The organism is Modestobacter roseus, from assembly GCF_007994135.1.
GTDB lineage: Bacteria > Actinomycetota > Actinomycetes > Mycobacteriales > Geodermatophilaceae > Modestobacter > Modestobacter roseus.
Window position 1 is genome coordinate 2,290,455 of record NZ_VLKF01000001.1, and the last position, 14,668, is coordinate 2,305,122.

General features: G+C 75.8%; 13 protein-coding genes. 9 read left to right on the forward strand and 4 right to left on the reverse strand.

Translation table 11 applies throughout. The annotated features are described in order from the left end of the window. The first annotated feature begins 12 nt into the window (after positions 1–12). Positions 13–219, forward strand: a complete 207-nt coding sequence (locus JD78_RS10900) for a hypothetical protein (RefSeq protein ID WP_153357850.1) — start codon at positions 13–15, stop codon at positions 217–219. Between the two features lie 34 nt (positions 220–253). On the opposite strand, the gene JD78_RS10905 is transcribed toward JD78_RS10900, so the two are convergent. Together JD78_RS10905 and JD78_RS10910 are read right to left on the reverse strand one after the other, a co-directional pair. Beyond that, complete coding sequence (locus tag JD78_RS10905; protein WP_166521132.1) at positions 254–1,267, reverse strand: LLM class flavin-dependent oxidoreductase; 1,014 nt, start codon at positions 1,265–1,267, stop codon at positions 254–256. 78 nt (positions 1,268–1,345) lie between these two features. Then, positions 1,346–4,072, reverse strand: a complete 2,727-nt coding sequence (locus tag JD78_RS10910) for a S8 family serine peptidase (RefSeq protein ID WP_166521133.1) — start codon at positions 4,070–4,072, stop codon at positions 1,346–1,348. A 251-nt stretch (positions 4,073–4,323) separates the two neighbouring features. On the opposite strand from JD78_RS10910, the gene JD78_RS10915 reads away from it, so the two are divergent. The 5 genes from JD78_RS10915 (at position 4,324) to JD78_RS10935 (ending at position 10,683) form a co-directional block, all read left to right on the forward strand. After that, positions 4,324–5,055: a hemerythrin domain-containing protein gene (locus JD78_RS10915; protein WP_153357847.1), complete on the forward strand. Its 732-nt coding sequence runs from the start codon at positions 4,324–4,326 to the stop codon at positions 5,053–5,055. Positions 5,056–5,368: 313 nt separating this feature from the next. After that, positions 5,369–6,262, forward strand: coding sequence for a glucose 1-dehydrogenase (locus JD78_RS10920; protein WP_153357844.1), 894 nt, complete (start codon positions 5,369–5,371; stop codon positions 6,260–6,262). Positions 6,263–6,378: 116 nt separating this feature from the next. Further along, complete coding sequence (locus JD78_RS10925; protein ID WP_243731025.1) at positions 6,379–8,043, forward strand: protein kinase domain-containing protein; 1,665 nt, start codon at positions 6,379–6,381, stop codon at positions 8,041–8,043. A 99-nt stretch (positions 8,044–8,142) separates the two neighbouring features. Beyond that, positions 8,143–9,714, forward strand: coding sequence for a protein kinase domain-containing protein (locus JD78_RS10930; RefSeq protein ID WP_194290405.1), 1,572 nt, complete (start codon positions 8,143–8,145; stop codon positions 9,712–9,714). 120 nt (positions 9,715–9,834) lie between these two features. Then, positions 9,835–10,683, forward strand: coding sequence for a formate/nitrite transporter family protein (locus JD78_RS10935; protein ID WP_153357840.1), 849 nt, complete (start codon positions 9,835–9,837; stop codon positions 10,681–10,683). A gap of 80 nt (positions 10,684–10,763) precedes the next feature. Here the strand turns inward: JD78_RS10935 and JD78_RS10940 are convergent, their stop codons facing one another. Next, positions 10,764–11,015 carry a hypothetical protein gene (locus tag JD78_RS10940; protein WP_153357837.1) on the reverse strand — a complete coding sequence of 84 codons (252 nt, stop codon included), beginning with the start codon at positions 11,013–11,015 and terminating at the stop codon, positions 10,764–10,766. 87 nt (positions 11,016–11,102) lie between these two features. On the opposite strand from JD78_RS10940, the gene JD78_RS10945 reads away from it, so the two are divergent. From JD78_RS10945 to JD78_RS10955, 3 genes are all read left to right on the forward strand, one after another. Beyond that, the gene (locus tag JD78_RS10945; protein ID WP_153357834.1) at positions 11,103–12,143 is read left to right on the forward strand and encodes a glutathione S-transferase family protein; all 1,041 of its coding nucleotides are present in this window, start codon (positions 11,103–11,105) and stop codon (positions 12,141–12,143) included. Positions 12,144–12,223: 80 nt separating this feature from the next. Beyond that, a complete protein-coding gene (locus JD78_RS10950) occupies positions 12,224–12,544 on the forward strand; it encodes an EthD family reductase (RefSeq protein WP_153357832.1) in 321 nt (106 codons plus the stop codon). 9 nt (positions 12,545–12,553) lie between these two features. Continuing rightward, the gene (locus tag JD78_RS10955) at positions 12,554–13,393 is read left to right on the forward strand and encodes a hypothetical protein (RefSeq protein WP_208104078.1); all 840 of its coding nucleotides are present in this window, start codon (positions 12,554–12,556) and stop codon (positions 13,391–13,393) included. An 86-nt stretch (positions 13,394–13,479) separates the two neighbouring features. Here the strand turns inward: JD78_RS10955 and JD78_RS10960 are convergent, their stop codons facing one another. Further along, positions 13,480–14,637, reverse strand: a complete 1,158-nt coding sequence (locus JD78_RS10960; RefSeq protein ID WP_153357830.1) for an ATP-grasp domain-containing protein — start codon at positions 14,635–14,637, stop codon at positions 13,480–13,482. Between the last annotated feature and the right edge of the window lie 31 nt (positions 14,638–14,668).

Below are 14,668 nucleotides of genomic sequence, written 5' to 3' on the forward strand. Positions count from 1 at the left end.
GATGACCCCCGCATGCGCACCACCGACCACGCACCACAGGCAGACGCGCTCGACAGCTGGATCTCCGAGCTGTCCGACGGCGCCCGCTCCATGCGCCGGCTGCGCCAGCGGCTCGGCACCGAGGGCAACCTGGTCGCCGACCCCTGCCCGTCCTGCCAGCGCCCGGCGACCGAGGACTTCTCGCACACCGGTCACTGGATCGCCGACCCGGCCGACTGACCCGTGGCCCGCGACGGCGGGCGGACCGCGCGCCTCAGGCGGTCGGCGACCAACCGAGCGCCGGGCCGAGGTGCTGGGCGGTGTCGGTGAGGATCTGCACGTAGTCGGCCGCCTCGAAGCTGAACGGCAGCGCGAACACCACCTCGGACACCTCGCGGAACCCGGCGTGCGCGTGGAGCTGCTCGGCGATCTGCTCCGAGGTCCCGATCAGGTCGGGGGCGAACATCATCCGCGCCGGTCCCTGCGGCGTCGCCGTCCGCGGCAGCCGCGCCTCGACGTAGGCGGCGTACTTCTCCCGCTGCTCGGCCGTCGCCGAGTCGGTCGGGATGACCACCAGCCCCTGCGACACCCGGCCCGCCGGGTTCGCCGCCCGGAACGCCTGCACCTGGGTGGCCTGCTCGGTGGCGAAGTCCTCGCTGGACTCGGCCTTGACCACCGACGAGGTCAGGAAGTTCAGCCCCTGCTCCCCCGCCCACTGCGCCGAGCGCAGCGACCCGCCGCCGTACCAGACCCGGGACGCCAGCCCGGGTGAGTGCGGCTGCACCCGGTCCGACCACTCCTCGACCACGCCCTCGCGGCCGGCGAACGACGACGCCGGCTCCCCGGCCAGGAAGCGCACCAGCCGGGACACCCGCTCGTAGGAGAGGTCCTCGAGGTCGGCGGTGTCCGGGTAGAGCGCGGCCTTCACGTCGTCCCAGTGCATCGGCGGGCCGACGCTGACCCCGGGGTTGAGCCGGCCGCCGGACAGCACGTCGACGGTGGCGAGGTCCTCGGCCAGCCGCAGCGGGTTCTCCCAGCCCAGCGGGGTCACCGCGGTGCCCAGCGCGATGCGGGAGGTGCGCTGGGTCGCCGCGGCCAGGACGGCGACCGGCGAGGAGATGCCGTACTGCAGGTGCCGGTGCCGCAGCCAGGCGCTGTCGAAGCCCAGCTGCTCGCCGAGCTCGATGACCTGCAGGGTGGTCTCGTGGCCGGGACCGGGGTCGGCCCCGTCGAACAGGCCGATCGTCAGGAAGCCGAGCGAACGCAGCGGGTCACCGGGAGCGGGCATGCCCCGATCCTGTCCGGTGAGCCGCAGTCGGGTGTCACCGCCGGCCCACCCGGGTGCGGGCGGGCCGGCGGGAGTCGGTCAGACGGCCATCCCGCTGCAGGCCGACGCGCAGTTGACCTGCCAGATCCGCGGTACCAGCGACGCCAGCACCGTGGACCGCACCAGCCGCATGCCGTGCGGGCCCGCCAGCTCGGTGGGCCGGGCACCACCCGACGTCGGTGTCGCCGTCGCCGTGGCCGTCGCCGTGGCCGTCGCCGTGGCCGTCGCCGTGGCCGTCGGCGTGCTGCCGGCCGAGGTCGGCGCGGCCCCGCCGGAGCCACCGTCCACCGCCGTCAGCGCCACGGGCAGCGTCGCGGAGGTGGTCCGGTCGGGGGCGAAGACGGTGACGTCGTGGCTGCCCACCGCCAGCGGCGGTGCGATGAACACCAGCCGGGTCGCCGACACGCTGGTCACCGTCGCCGAGCGGCTGCCCCCGACGACCACCAGGGCACCGGCGGGGATGGCCGTGCCGGTGACCGTCACCGACGTACCGCCGGCGGTGCCCACCTGCGCCGGGCTGATCGAGGTCAGCCCGAACGCCCCGGTCGGCGGGAAGGTGGTGCCACCACCCGGCGCTGTCGGCGACGGCGAGGACGTCGGCGTGCTGCCCGGCGCCGGCGCGGTGGAGCTGCGCGGGGGCGCCGCGGTGCCGGTCGAGGTCGGGGTCGGCGTCGAGGTCGGGCTCGGGGTCGAGGAGGCCGACGACGAGCCGGTCGGGGTCGCGCCGCCCGAGCCGCCGCCGGAGCCACCGGACGAGGTGGGCGTGGCGGTCGCCGACGCCGTGGGCGACGAGGTCACCCGCGGGGTCGTCGGGGCCGGCGCGGTGCCCGTCGGCGCACCGGCCGTCGGGGTCGCGGCGGACGACGTCGGTGTGGTCCCCCCGGACCCGCCCGGGGCGGACGAGGTCGGCGCGGTCGTCGTCCCGGGGGTCGGGGCGACGGTGCTCCCCGGGGTCGGCGCGGACGTCGGAGTCGATCCACCGGAGGGCGCCAGGGAGGTCGGCGCGGACGGGGTGGGGGTGGCGGCCGCGGCGGCGACCAGCAGCGGCGCGGCGTACTGCCGGCCGGCCGCGACGCCGTCGCGGTAGAGCTGCACGGTCAGCACGTACCGCCCGACCCCGAGCTCGGTCGAGGGGCTCAGCACCTGCGGGCCGGCGCTCGGGCGGCTGCCCAGGTCGAAGGTGACCCCACCGGTGTCGTCGGTGGTGGCGACCGTCCCGCCCAGGTCGATCGGGTGCCCGGCGACCGCCATGACCTCGCCCTGGTACTCCAGGCCGAGCCCGAGGCGCACGCTGTACACGCCGGCCGGCGTCGAGCCGTCGACGACGACCTGCGGGGTGACCGTGCCCGGCGTCGTCCGCATGCCGGTGAAGGAGTAGTGCACGTCCTCGACGGTGCTGCCCAGCGCGGCCAGGGACAGCCGGCCGCCGCTGACCGACTTCCCGACGAACGCGGGCGCGGTGCGGGTGTCGGCCATCATCCGGGCCTTGAGGTCGGCGGCCGACGCGGTGGGCAGGTGCGCCCGGTACAGCGCCAGCGCGGCGGCCACCTGCGGCGCCGCGGCGCTGGTGCCGCTGATCAGGCTGTAACTGCCGGTGTTGTCCGTGGTGAAGACCCAGTTGCCCGGGGCGAACAGGTCGACGGTGGTGGCGCCGTAGGCCGAGCTCGGGCTGACCGTGTCGGAGGCGGTGGCGTTGCCGACCGTGACCACGTTGGGCGCCCGGTAGTTGGCCGGGTAGACCTCGTTGACGTCGCGGTTGCCGGAGTCGTTGCCCGCGGCGGCCACCACCGGCACGCCGTGGGCGTTGGCGTAGTCGATCGCCGCGACCAGCTGGGCGGACAGCCCGGCCCCGCCCCAGGAGGCGTTGATGACGTCGGCGCCCTGGTCGACGGCGTAGACGATCGCCGCGGCACCGGCCACCTGGTCGACGGAGCCGCCGGAGCCGATGACCAGCGGCATGATGGTGACGTCCGGGGCGACCCCGGCCGAGCCCGCGCCGTTCCCGGCGCGCGCGCCGGCCAGGCCGGAGACGCCGGTGCCGTGGCTGTTGTCGCCGCCGGCGTTCGTGTAGTCGGCGTTGGCCCGGTAGAAGTTCCAGCCGTGGCAGTCACCGGCCAGGCCGTTGCCGTCGGTGTCCGGGGCGTTGCACGCCTGGTCGGGGTTGGTCCACAGCGCGCCGGCCAGGTCCGGGTGGTCGGCCACCAGCCCGGTGTCGGTGACCGCGACGACGAGGCCGCGGCCGGTGCCGGCCGCCCAGCCCTCGGGCGCCGCGACGTCGGCGCCGGCGACCGCCGACTGGCCGTAGGCGTTCGAGCCGGTGTTCTGCAGGTTCCACCCGTACTGCGCCCAGTACGGATCGCTGACGGTGCCGAACACCGAGGCGGTGATCGAGGGCTCGACCGTGGCGTCGGTGACGACGCCGTCCAGGTCGGCCACGGACAGGCCCTCGGTGGCCACCAGGACCGACCCGTCGAAGATCCGCTGCGCGCTGACCACGCCGGGGTGCGCCTGCAGGGCGGCGAGCCCGGCGTCGTCCACGGCGCGGCCGGCGGCGGTGACCACCAGCCGGCTCAGGCCGTCGCCGTCCGGGCCGAAGTCGGCCAGGGGCTCGATGCCGTCGGCCAGCGCCAGGTGGTCGATGGCCGCGGCCCCGCCGAACCCGAGCACCGCGGCCGCCGCGGCGGCGAGCAGCCGCTGTCCGGTCCGGCGGCGCGGGGGCGCGTCGGGCCGGCGCACGGCGGGCTCGTCGGGTCGCTGGTGGTCCATCTGGATGTCTCCTGGTCGCCGAGGGCACCGGTCCCGGGCAGGGACTGCCTGGTAGCTGTCGACCGGCGCACCGGCGTGCTTGATGACCCGGATGGGTGAGACCGCCTACGACTCGGGGATGACCCCGGCGGCGTGTTCCCCCGACCTTGGGCTGATCTTGGCCGCCGGACCCCGAAATCACTGTCCGGCCGGGGCTCGGCCGCCCTACCGTGCTGGCGTCCGAACCACTGCCGAACCGGAGAAGGTGCGCCATGACCGCCGCGGTCCTCCCCCGCCCTGCGGCCGCTCCGACCCCCGACCCCGACCGGCTGCCGAGCACGGCCGCCGTCGCCTACCAGCGGGTGCTGCACGGGCTCGCCCGCCGCGAGCTCCGGCTGCTCGCCGAGCTGACCTCCTGGGCGCCGGCCGACGACACCGCCCGCGCCGGCGAGCTGGCCGCCCACGCCGACCTGGTCGCCCGGGTGGTCGTGCAGCACCACGCCACCGAGCGCGACCTGCTCTGGCCGCTGCTGCTCACCGGGCTCCCCGACGGCGTGCGCGAGGACGCCCGGGGCGAGGTGCGGGCCTGGACGACCCGGGCCACGCTGATCGACCAGCTGCTGCGGGACCTGACCACCGCCGGCCGCCAGTGGGCGGTCGCGGGCGGCGACCGGGCCCAGGAGGTCTTCGCCGGGGCGTGCACCCGGCTGGCGGCCGCCGTCGGCGTGCACACCGCCGCCGAGGAGCGCGCACTGCTGCCGCTGGTCGCCACGCACCTCACCTCGGCCGACTGGGCGGCGATCAGCCGGGCCGCGGGCAACCCGCTGTCCGGGCGGGAGCAGATGCTCGTGCTCGGCCTGGCCCTGGAGGACGCCTGCGCCGGCGACCGGGCCCGGCTGATGGTGGGGCTGCCCCGCGCGGCGCGGACCGCGTGGCGGCTCTTCGGCCGACGTGACTTCCGCGCCGCCGTCGTCCGGCTGCGCGGCGCCCCGCCCGCCGCCTGAACTCCCTCCCCCGGCGCCGGTCCCGCCCCGATGGCCGTGCCGACGCCGCCGGGTAGCAGATCGAGGCACGCCGCGGGCGCCGCCGGCCGGCCGGCTGTGGAGGGACGAGCACCCTGTGGACGGCGGACGCGATGGACGAGGAGTTCGCCGATTGCGTGGACGCCACCTGGAGCCTGCACCTCGCCGCCGGCGGCACCGTGCGGCCGCTGCTCGAACCCCCGGTGTGGACCTGGCGCTGACCAGCCGTCCCGGGGTGTGGTCCGCAACCGGACCGGGCACTGCCGGTGCGGCCACCCACGACCAGAGGAGACCCGTGCCCGACCAGTTCACGTTCACCGACCCGACCACGCGGTACCGCACCGACGGCTTCCCCGAGCAGAGCCAGGACGCCCCCGGCCTCGCCCAGGACCTGGCGCCGCGCGCCGACCACGGCGAGACCAGCTACCGGGGCACCGGGCGGCTCACCGGCCGCAAGGCGCTGGTCACCGGCGCCGACTCCGGCATCGGCCGGGCGGCGGCGATCGCCTTCGCCCGCGAGGGCGCCGACGTCGTCCTCAACTACCTGCCCAGCGAGCAGTCCGACGCCGAGCAGGTCGCAGCGCTCATCGAGGAGGCCGGCCGCAAGGCCGTGCTCGCCCCGTCCGACATCGCCGAGGAGTCCGCCGCCCGGGCGCTGGTGCACACGGCGGTCGACGAGCTCGGCGGGCTGGACATCGTCGCCAACGTCGCGGGCCGGCAGACCTACGTCGACGACCTCGCCGACGTGACCAGCGAGCAGTTCGACCGGACCTTCAAGACCAACGTCTACGCGCTGTTCTGGATCGTGCAGGAGGCCCTGCCGCACCTGCCGGCCGGCGCGACGATCATCAACACCAGCTCGATCCAGGCCTACCAGCCCTCTCCCGGCCTGGTCGACTACGCCACCACCAAGGCCGCGATCAACACGATGAGCAAGGCGCTGGCCCAGCAGCTCGCCCCCAAGGGCATCCGGGTCAACGTGGTGGCCCCCGGCCCGTTCTGGACGCCGCTGCAGGCCTCCGGCGGCCAGCCGACCGAGGCGCTGCCGGAGTTCGGCCAGGAGACCCCGCTCGGTCGCGCCGGCCAGCCGGCCGAGCTGGGGCCGGCCTACGTCTTCCTCGCCTCCCCGGAGTCCAGCTACGTCAGCGGGGAGACCCTCAACGTCAACGGTGGGATGCCGACCCCCTGACGCCTGCCGCCCCGGCGACGCGTGCCCTGCCGCTGCCGTCCCGGCCGCGGGGTGGCAGGGTCGTTGACCGGGTCGCCGGCAGACCGCCGGACCACGGACGACGACGGGAGCGCCAGGTGCACCCCACGGGCCGGCTGATCGACGGCCGCTACCAGCTGACCTCCCTGATCGCGACCGGCGGCATGGGTCAGGTCTGGCAGGGGCGCGACACCGTGCTCGACCGGGACGTCGCGGTGAAGGTGCTGCGCAGCGAGTACACCGGTGACCCCACGTTCCTGGCCCGGTTCCGCAGCGAGGCGCAGCTCTCCGCGGGGCTGCTGCACCCCCACATCGCCACCCTCTTCGACTACGGCGAGGTCCCTGCCCAGCACCCGGGTGACGAGCACCTGGCCTACCTGGTCATGGAGCTGGTGCGCGGGGAGTCGCTCTCCCAGCTGTTGCACCGCGAGCACCGGCTCACCCCCGACCGCACCCTGGAGGTCCTCCGGCAGTGCGCCGCCGGGCTGGCCGCCGCGCACGCCGGCGGCGTGGTGCACCGGGACGTGAAGCCGGGCAACGTGCTGCTCGCCGACGACGGCACCGTCAAGCTCACCGACTTCGGCGTCGCCCTGTCGGCGGCGAGCGTCTCCCTCACCCAGACCGGCCAGGTCATCGGCACCGCCCACTACCTCTCCCCCGAGCAGGCGCAGGGCTCACGGGCCACCCCGGCCAGCGACGTCTACGCCCTGGGGCTGGTGGGCTACGAGTGCCTCGCCGGGCACCGGGCGTTCGACGCGGAGAGCTCGGTGCAGGTCGCGCTGATGCAGATCCGGGACACCCCGGCACCGCTGCCGGCCGACGTCCCCGAACCGGTCCGCGCCCTGATCGGCGCGGCGCTGGCCAAGGACCCGGCCCAGCGGATCGCCGACGGCGCCGCCCTCCGGGACGCCGTCGACGACGTGCGCGCCGGACGCCCCCTGCCCGGCCCGGTCACCGACCGCACCACCGTGCTGCCCACCGCCTCCGCCGCCTCCACCGCCTCCACCGCCTCCACCGCCGACGAGACGACGGTGCTGCCACCGGCCGGCTCGGCGTCGGCCGCCCGGTCGACCCCGGCCACCCGGGTGTTCGCCGCCCCGGTGCCCTCCGGCGGCTCCCCCGCCGGAGCCCGGCCGGCCGGGTCGACCGGCGCACGCCCGGGTGGCCCGGGCCGCGGTGCGGCCCCGGCCGACCCGCCGGCACCGCGCTCGCGCAGGCGGCTCGCCCTGGCCGGCCTGGCGCTGCTGGCCGTGGCCGCGCTCGTCTTCGGCATCACCCAGGTGACCGACAGCGGCACGACCGGCGACGCCGACACCACGCCCCCACCGACCACCGGCACCTCCGCTCCCGAGACGACCGGGGCGCAGACCACGCAGACCGTCACCGTCACCGCCGCCGACTTCGTGGGCCGGCCGGTCGACGACGTGCAGGCGGAGCTGAACGAGCTCGGCCTGGCGGTCGACCTGGTCCCCCGCCGCACCGCCGACGTCGATCCCGGCGAGGTCGTGGCGGTCTCCCCGACCGGCGAACTCAGCCCCGGCAGCACGGTCACCGTCGAGTACGCCACCGAGCCCCCGGCAGCGTCCCCGCCGAGCACCACCCCGCCGAGCAGCCCCCCGCCGTCCACCACCCCGGCCCCGTCGACCGGCGGCGACGAGGACGAGGCGAACGAGGACGAGCCCGACGAGGACGAACCCGACGAGAACGAACCCGGGAACGGCGGCGGCAACGGGAACGGCGGCGGGAACGGGAACGGCGGCTGACCACGCCCCCACGGGCGCGGTTCCGGGCACTCCCGTGCCGGCTGCGACTCCCGCCCCAGCCGTCACACACCGCCGCCGCGCAGCGGTCACCATCGGCGGGTGCTCCCCGACCGTCCGCTGCTCGGCCGGCGCTACGACCTGCTGGCGCCGATCGCCACCGGCGGCACGGGCCGGGTGTGGCGTGCCCGCGACACCCTGCTCGGCCGGGACGTGGCGGTGAAGGTGCTGCGCCCGGAGTACACCGCCAACGCCACCTTCCTCGCCCGGTTCCGCGCCGAGGCCCAGCACTCGGCCGGCCTGCTGCACCCGGCCATCGCCACCCTCTTCGACTACGGCGAGGTACCGCCCGACGCCTCCCCCGACGGTGAGCACCTCGCCTACCTGGTGATGGAGCTGGTCCGCGGTGAGTCACTGTCGATGCTGCTGCGCCGGGAGCGGCGGCTCTCCCCGGAACGCACGCTGGCCGTGCTCCGGGAGTGCGCCGCCGGGCTGGCCGCCGCCCACGCCGCCGGGGTCGTGCACCGCGACGTCAAGCCGGGCAACGTGCTGCTCGGCGACGACGGCGCGGTCAAGCTGACCGACTTCGGAATCGCCCTCTCCGCGAGCAGCGTGCCGCTGACCGTCACCGGTGAGGTCGTCGGCACCGCCCACTACCTCTCACCAGAGCAGGCCGCCGGGGAGCGCGCCACCCCGGCCAGCGACGTGTACGCCCTCGGCCTGGTGGGCTACGAGTGCCTGGCCGGTCACCGGGGCTACGACGGCGGTGACGCGGTGGAGGTCGCGCTGCGTCGGATCCGGGAGGTCCCGCCGCCGCTGCCCGACGACGTCCCGGCGGCTCTGCGCCGGCTGATTGACCGCGCCATCACCAAGGACCCCGCCCAGCGGTTCGCCGACGGCGCCGCCCTCCGCGCCGCCGTCGAGGACGTCCTCGCAGGTCGGCCGGCCGCCGGCCCGGCCGACGGGCCGCGGACGCTGGTGATGCCCGCCGTGCGCATGGCGGCACCGCCGCCCCCGCCGCCGCGCCCGCCGTCCCCGGCCCACGAGGCCGACGAGGCCGACGAGGCCGAGCCGGAGCCGGCACCCCACCGACGCTGGCCGTTCCTGCTCGCCGCGGTGCTCACGTTCCTGGTCGTGGCCGGCGGCACGTCCGGCCTGCTGCAGCTCGCCACGGACCGCGGCGACCAGGCCGCAGCCGCAGCGGTGCGCCCGTCGCCCACCCCCGCGTCCGCCGCACCCACCGAGCCGGCGGTGCGGCTGGTGTCGCTGTCGACGGCCGACTACGTGGGGCGCCCGGTCGCCGAGGTGCAGGCCGAGCTGGCCGAGCGCGGGATGGTGGTGACGTTGCGGCCGCTGCAGACCGGCGACGTCCCCGACGGCCAGGTGATCGCGCTGTACCCGGTCGGGCAGGTGCTCCCGGGCGCGGCGGTGGACCTCACGCACGCGGTCGCGCCGCCACCTCCCCCACCACCGCCGCCCGCGCCGGCACCCGCCCCGGTCCCCGCCCCGACGGAAGCCGTCGATGAGCCGGACGACGGCCGGGACGACGGCTGGCACGACGACCGGCACGACGACCGGGACGACGGCTGGCACGACGACCGGGACGGCCACGGGGACGGCGACCGGCAGGACCGGCGGGACCGCTGGCGCGATCGGGGCGACCGGGACGGCTGACCTCCCGTCGCGCGCCCGTCCGGTGTCACTTCGACGGGCGGTACCGCGCGGGGTCCGAGAGGCTGGCACCTCAGGGCCCGGAGACGACGGGTCGGTCCGTCAGACACCGAGGAGGCAGTCGTGCCCGCTCGCACACCACCCGAGATCGCCCAGGCCGCCGCCGAGACCGGCGCCAAGAAGACCCGCCGCACCTGGGACAAGGTGCTGGTCAGCGCGTTCCTGGCCGGCGCCTACATCGCCTTCGGCGGCCTCGTCGCCATCACCGTCTCCTCCGGGCTGGACCCGGAGACGTGGGGCACCCTGCCCACGCTCTTCACCGGGGCCACGTTCACCCTCGGCCTGGTGCTGGTGCTCATCGCCGGCTCCGACCTGGCCACCGGCAACATGGCGCTGGTGCCGCTGGGCGCGATGCGCGGCAAGATCGGCATCGGCGACGTCGCCAGGAACCTCTCGCTGGTGCTGATCGGCAACCTGATCGGCGCGCTGTTCGTGGCGTACTTCCTGGCCGTGCAGACCGGCGTGATCGGCAGCTCCGGCGCCAGCGGCACCGGTGCGCTCACCTTCGAGCGGCTGGCCTCGATCTCCGAGGGCAAGGCGCTGGACGAGTCGTCCTGGCAGGTCTTCCTGCGCGCGGTGGGCTGCAACTGGCTGGTCTGTCTCGCGGTCTGGATGTCCCTGGCGGCGAAGACCGTCTCGGGCAAGATCCTGGCGATCTTCTTCCCGATCATGGCGTTCGTGGCGATGGGCTTCGACCACGTGGTGGCCAACATGTTCTTCCTGCCGGCGGCCATCTTCGCCGGGGTGCCCGACCTGGGCTGGGGCGACGTGCTGGTCAACTGGCTGTTCGCCGGCCTGGGCAACCTGGTCGGCGCCGTCGTCTTCGTGGCGACGTCGTACTGGTACCTGTTCCTGAAGGACGACCCGGACGACGAGTCCGCCGAGGACGCGCCGGCCGCCGAACGCGGCTGAGCCGGCACCAGACGCAGCACCGCCCCGGAACTCTCGGGGGCGTCCGGGGTGGTGCTGCCCCGCCAGCCAGGGTCGGCCGGTCAGCGCTCCGGAGGGGGCGGTGCGTCGTCGCCCGCGGCGCGGGCGGTCTCCTGCTCCCGGCGGAAACGCAGCGACTCGACGGCCACGTAGCCGAACACGGCGCACCAGGCGAAGCTGAGGAACGCCTCCCCCCACAGCCCGTCGACCAGCCGCAGCACCAGCTGGACGGCGTTGTACAGCGCGGCGGCGCCGGCCACGATCGGCAGCACGGGGTGGCCGAACCAGGGCGGGCGGAAGGGTGCGGCGGCCATCCCACCAGGCTAGACGTGATCAAGGGAACGGGATCACCGGCGCCGGGTCGGCGCGCGCGACGGGCGGCCGTCGGCGAGGCTGGGGTGGTGAGCACCTCGAAGAGCGGCAGCGGCTACGTCGAAAAGGGCCAGGACTACCAGCGCGACCAGAACTACATCACCGACCGGATCACCGCCGATGGCTCCAGCGGGTGGCCGGTCGAGGCCGACCGCTACCGGCTGGTGATCGCCCGGGCGTGCCCGTGGGCGAACCGGGCGGCCATCGTCCGCCGGCTGCTGGGCCTCGAGCAGGTCATCTCGATGGGCATCTGCGGTCCGACGCACGACGAGCGCAGCTGGACCTTCGACCTCGACCCGGACGGCCGCGACCCGGTGCTGGGCTACGAGCGGCTGCAGCAGGCGTTCTTCGCCCGCGACCCGGAGTACCCGCGCGGCATCACCGTGCCCGCGATGGTCGACGTCCCGACCGGCGCCGTGGTCACCAACGACTTCAAGCAGATGACCCTGGACTTCTCCACCGAGTGGTGGGAGTTCCACCGCGACGGCGCCCCCGACCTCTACCCCGAGCACCTGCGGGCGGAGATGGACGAGGTGATCGAGCGGATCTTCACCGAGGTCAACAACGGGGTCTACCGCTGCGGGTTCGCCGGTTCCCAGCGCGCCTACGACAAGGCCTACGAGCGGCTGTGGACGGCGATGGACTGGCTGGAGGAGCGGCTGACCACCCGCCGGTTCCTGATGGGCGACACCATCACCGAGGCCGACGTCCGGCTGTTCACCACGCTGGCCCGCTTCGACGCCGTCTACCACGGCCACTTCAAGTGCAACCGGAACAAGCTGACCGAGATGCCGGCGCTGTGGGGCTACGCCCGCGACCTGTTCCAGACCCCGGGCTTCGGTGACACCACCGACTTCCCGCAGATCAAGGAGCACTACTACGTGGTGCACGCCGACATCAACCCGACCCAGATCATCCCGATGGGCCCGGACACCTCGGTCTGGCTGACCGCGCACCACCGCGAGGAGCTCGGCGGCCGCCCGTTCGGCGACGGCACCCCGCCCGGCCCGCCGATCGACGGCGAGGTCGTCCCGGCCGAGCACGGCCCGGGCGGCATCGGGCACCGCTGAACGCGCCTGGTCGGCCGACCCCTGGTTGGCTGACCCGGATCCCGGGCAGCGGAGCCCGCGGACCGTGGAGAGGTGGCGCAGTGGTGCACCGACTGATCGTCCAGTACGGCCGGCCGACCGACCCGGCGGAGTTCGACCGGCACTACCGGGAGGTGCACGTCGGCCTGGCGCAGGCGATCCCCGGCCTGCTGCGGTTCACCCTCGGCCACCCCGCCTCGATGGACCCGACCGCGCCGGCGCCCTACCTGATCGCCGAGCTCGACTTCGAGTCCGCCGAGGCGATGGCCGCCGGGATGGGCTCGGCAGCGGGCCGGGCCGCCGGGGTGGACGTCGCCTCCTTCGCCACCGGCGGGGCGAGCATGGCCGCCTTCGACGTGGACGACGTCACCCCGGGGGGCTGACCCGCCACCATGGCCCCCGACCACCCGGCGTCCCCCGACCACCCGGCGTTCACGCTGCCCACCACGGGCCCGGACCCGCTGCCCTGGGACACCGCGCTGGCCGCCGTCCTGGGCTACGTCCGGGGACGCCGGCCGTTGCGGTACCGCTCCCCCACCGAGCGCGAGGGGCGATGGGTGCAGGTGGCCGCCTTCGGCCACGACCGGTTCGACGCCCGGCCGGTGCCCGCCGGCCCGCTCGGTGAGGACGACGTGCTGGTCGCCGAGGGGCTGCACGGGCGACTGGACCCGGCCGGCTGGGCCGCGGTGCGCGACGGGCTGGACGAGGCGCAGTCCACCACCGACGCACTGGTGGCGCGGGCCGCCGGTCGGGCGTTGTGGGAACTGCCCGAGGACGAGCTGTCGGTGCTGGGCGAGCCCGGCACGGTCGGGGCGCACCTGCGCGCGCTCGCCGGGCTGCCCGAGCCGCAGCCGCGCTACGTGCTGGCCGCGCTGCACCACCGCCACCCGCGGCTGGTGCCGCTGCTGTCCCGGGCCACCTGGCTGCAGTCGGTGCCGCACGTGCGCGAGGGCGACAGCAGCGTGGCCGCGGTCGTGCACCGGGAACTGCGGGCCGACGACGCCGCGTTCGCCGCGCTGGAGACAGCCACCACCGACCTGCTGGGCCGGGAGCTGAGCCGCCTGCGGCTGCACGACCTGCTGGTCTACCTGGCCGGCACCCTGCGGCTGACCACCGCCGTCGCCCTCGGGGAGCAGACCGAGGAGTGGCTGCGGTGGCACTCCGCCCGGATGCCGGTCGCCCGCGACGTCCAGGCACACCTGCACGTCCCCCGGGCCGGGCCGGGCCGGTAGGGGACGCCGACGGCGGCCGCCAGGTCCCAGCCGTGCACCACGGCGAACTCATCGGCCAGCCCGGGCGGGACGGTCGCCGAGCCGGCTCAGCGCTCGGCGACGCTCCGCCGGCGACGGCGGAACCGGGAGGTCACCAGCTCCAGGGTCGGCCCCGGGTCCGCCAGCCGCCAGACGCTGGTGGTCGCGCCGGGCAGCCAGCGGAGCGTCGACGCCACGTCGGCCACCAGGCCGCCGCGCCGCTCCACCGCGGCCCGGCGCAGGTCGCCCGCGGTCCACAGGAACCGCACGCCCGGCCGTGCGTCGGCCAGCGGGGGGACCGGCCGGCCGAGCACCTGGCGGCCCCAGGCATCGGCGAGGTTGGCGCCCGCGGCGTTGGCCAGCGCCATCGAGCCGAAGAACCGGCCGTTGAGGTCGATGAGGTGGGGGACGCCGTCGTCGTCCCGCAGGAACTGCAGCTCGACCAGTCCCGACCAGCCCAGGTCGGTCAACAGGTCGGTGGCGCAGGCGGTCAGCCCGGGGTCGACCGGGAGGGTCTCCGCCCGGCAGGAGACCCCGCTCGGGGTGGGCCACAGCCGCGGTGAGCGCTGGTGCACGCGGCCCCGCAGCTCGCCGTCGACGAACAGCCCGATCAGCGCGGTCAGCTCCCCCTCGACCGGCTGCTGGAGCACCGGCTCGAGCCCCGCCTCCCGGAGCCGTTCGATCCTGGTCCCCGCGGCCCGCACGTCGGGGTACGAGCGCGCCTCGATCCGGTGCGGGTGCGCGTGCTGGGGCCGCCAGTGCGCCCGGCACTTGACCACGACGGGCCCCTGCCAGCCGGCCACGGACGCCTCGGTGGCGAGCTCGGTGCGCGGCGCGGCGAGCCCGACGGCCCGAGCACGTTCGGTCAGCCCCACCTTGTCCAGCGCCCGGTCCACCACGTCCGCGGCCGGGTGCGGCACCACCGCGGGCACCTCGTCGCGGTACAGGGCGAGCGCGGCCATCCAGTCGTCACCGCCCCCGAAGACCACGTCGTAGCCGCCGTCGGCCACCGCGTCCCGGATCCCGTCGAGGAAGTCGCGGCAGTCACCCCGCGGCCGCGCCACCCGGTGCGCCCGGGCGCACGCCCGTGAGGTGGTCACCATCCCGGCGCCGTCCGGCGTGCCGACGCCGACGGTCCATCCCGCCTGGTGCAGCGCGCGCACGGCGGCGAGCGAGCCCCGGGCCCGGCCCGCGGTGAGCACGAGGGCACGTCGGGGAGCAGGCATCGCCGAACGCTAGCAAGCGGTGGTGTCCGGC

Bases quoted from the DNA above. Each gene is read 5' to 3' on its own strand.
- JD78_RS10900 (WP_153357850.1), top strand. From the start codon at position 13: ATGCGCACCACCGACCACGCACCACAGGCAGACGCGCTCGACAGCTGG.
- JD78_RS10905 (WP_166521132.1), bottom strand. From the start codon at position 1,267: ATGCCCGCTCCCGGTGACCCGCTGCGTTCGCTCGGCTTCCTGACGATC.
- JD78_RS10910 (WP_166521133.1), bottom strand. From the start codon at position 4,072: ATGGACCACCAGCGACCCGACGAGCCCGCCGTGCGCCGGCCCGACGCG.
- JD78_RS10915 (WP_153357847.1), top strand. From the start codon at position 4,324: ATGACCGCCGCGGTCCTCCCCCGCCCTGCGGCCGCTCCGACCCCCGAC.
- JD78_RS10940 (WP_153357837.1), bottom strand. From the start codon at position 11,015: ATGGCCGCCGCACCCTTCCGCCCGCCCTGGTTCGGCCACCCCGTGCTG.
- JD78_RS10955 (WP_208104078.1), top strand. From the start codon at position 12,554: ATGGCCCCCGACCACCCGGCGTCCCCCGACCACCCGGCGTTCACGCTG.
- JD78_RS10960 (WP_153357830.1), bottom strand. From the start codon at position 14,637: ATGCCTGCTCCCCGACGTGCCCTCGTGCTCACCGCGGGCCGGGCCCGG.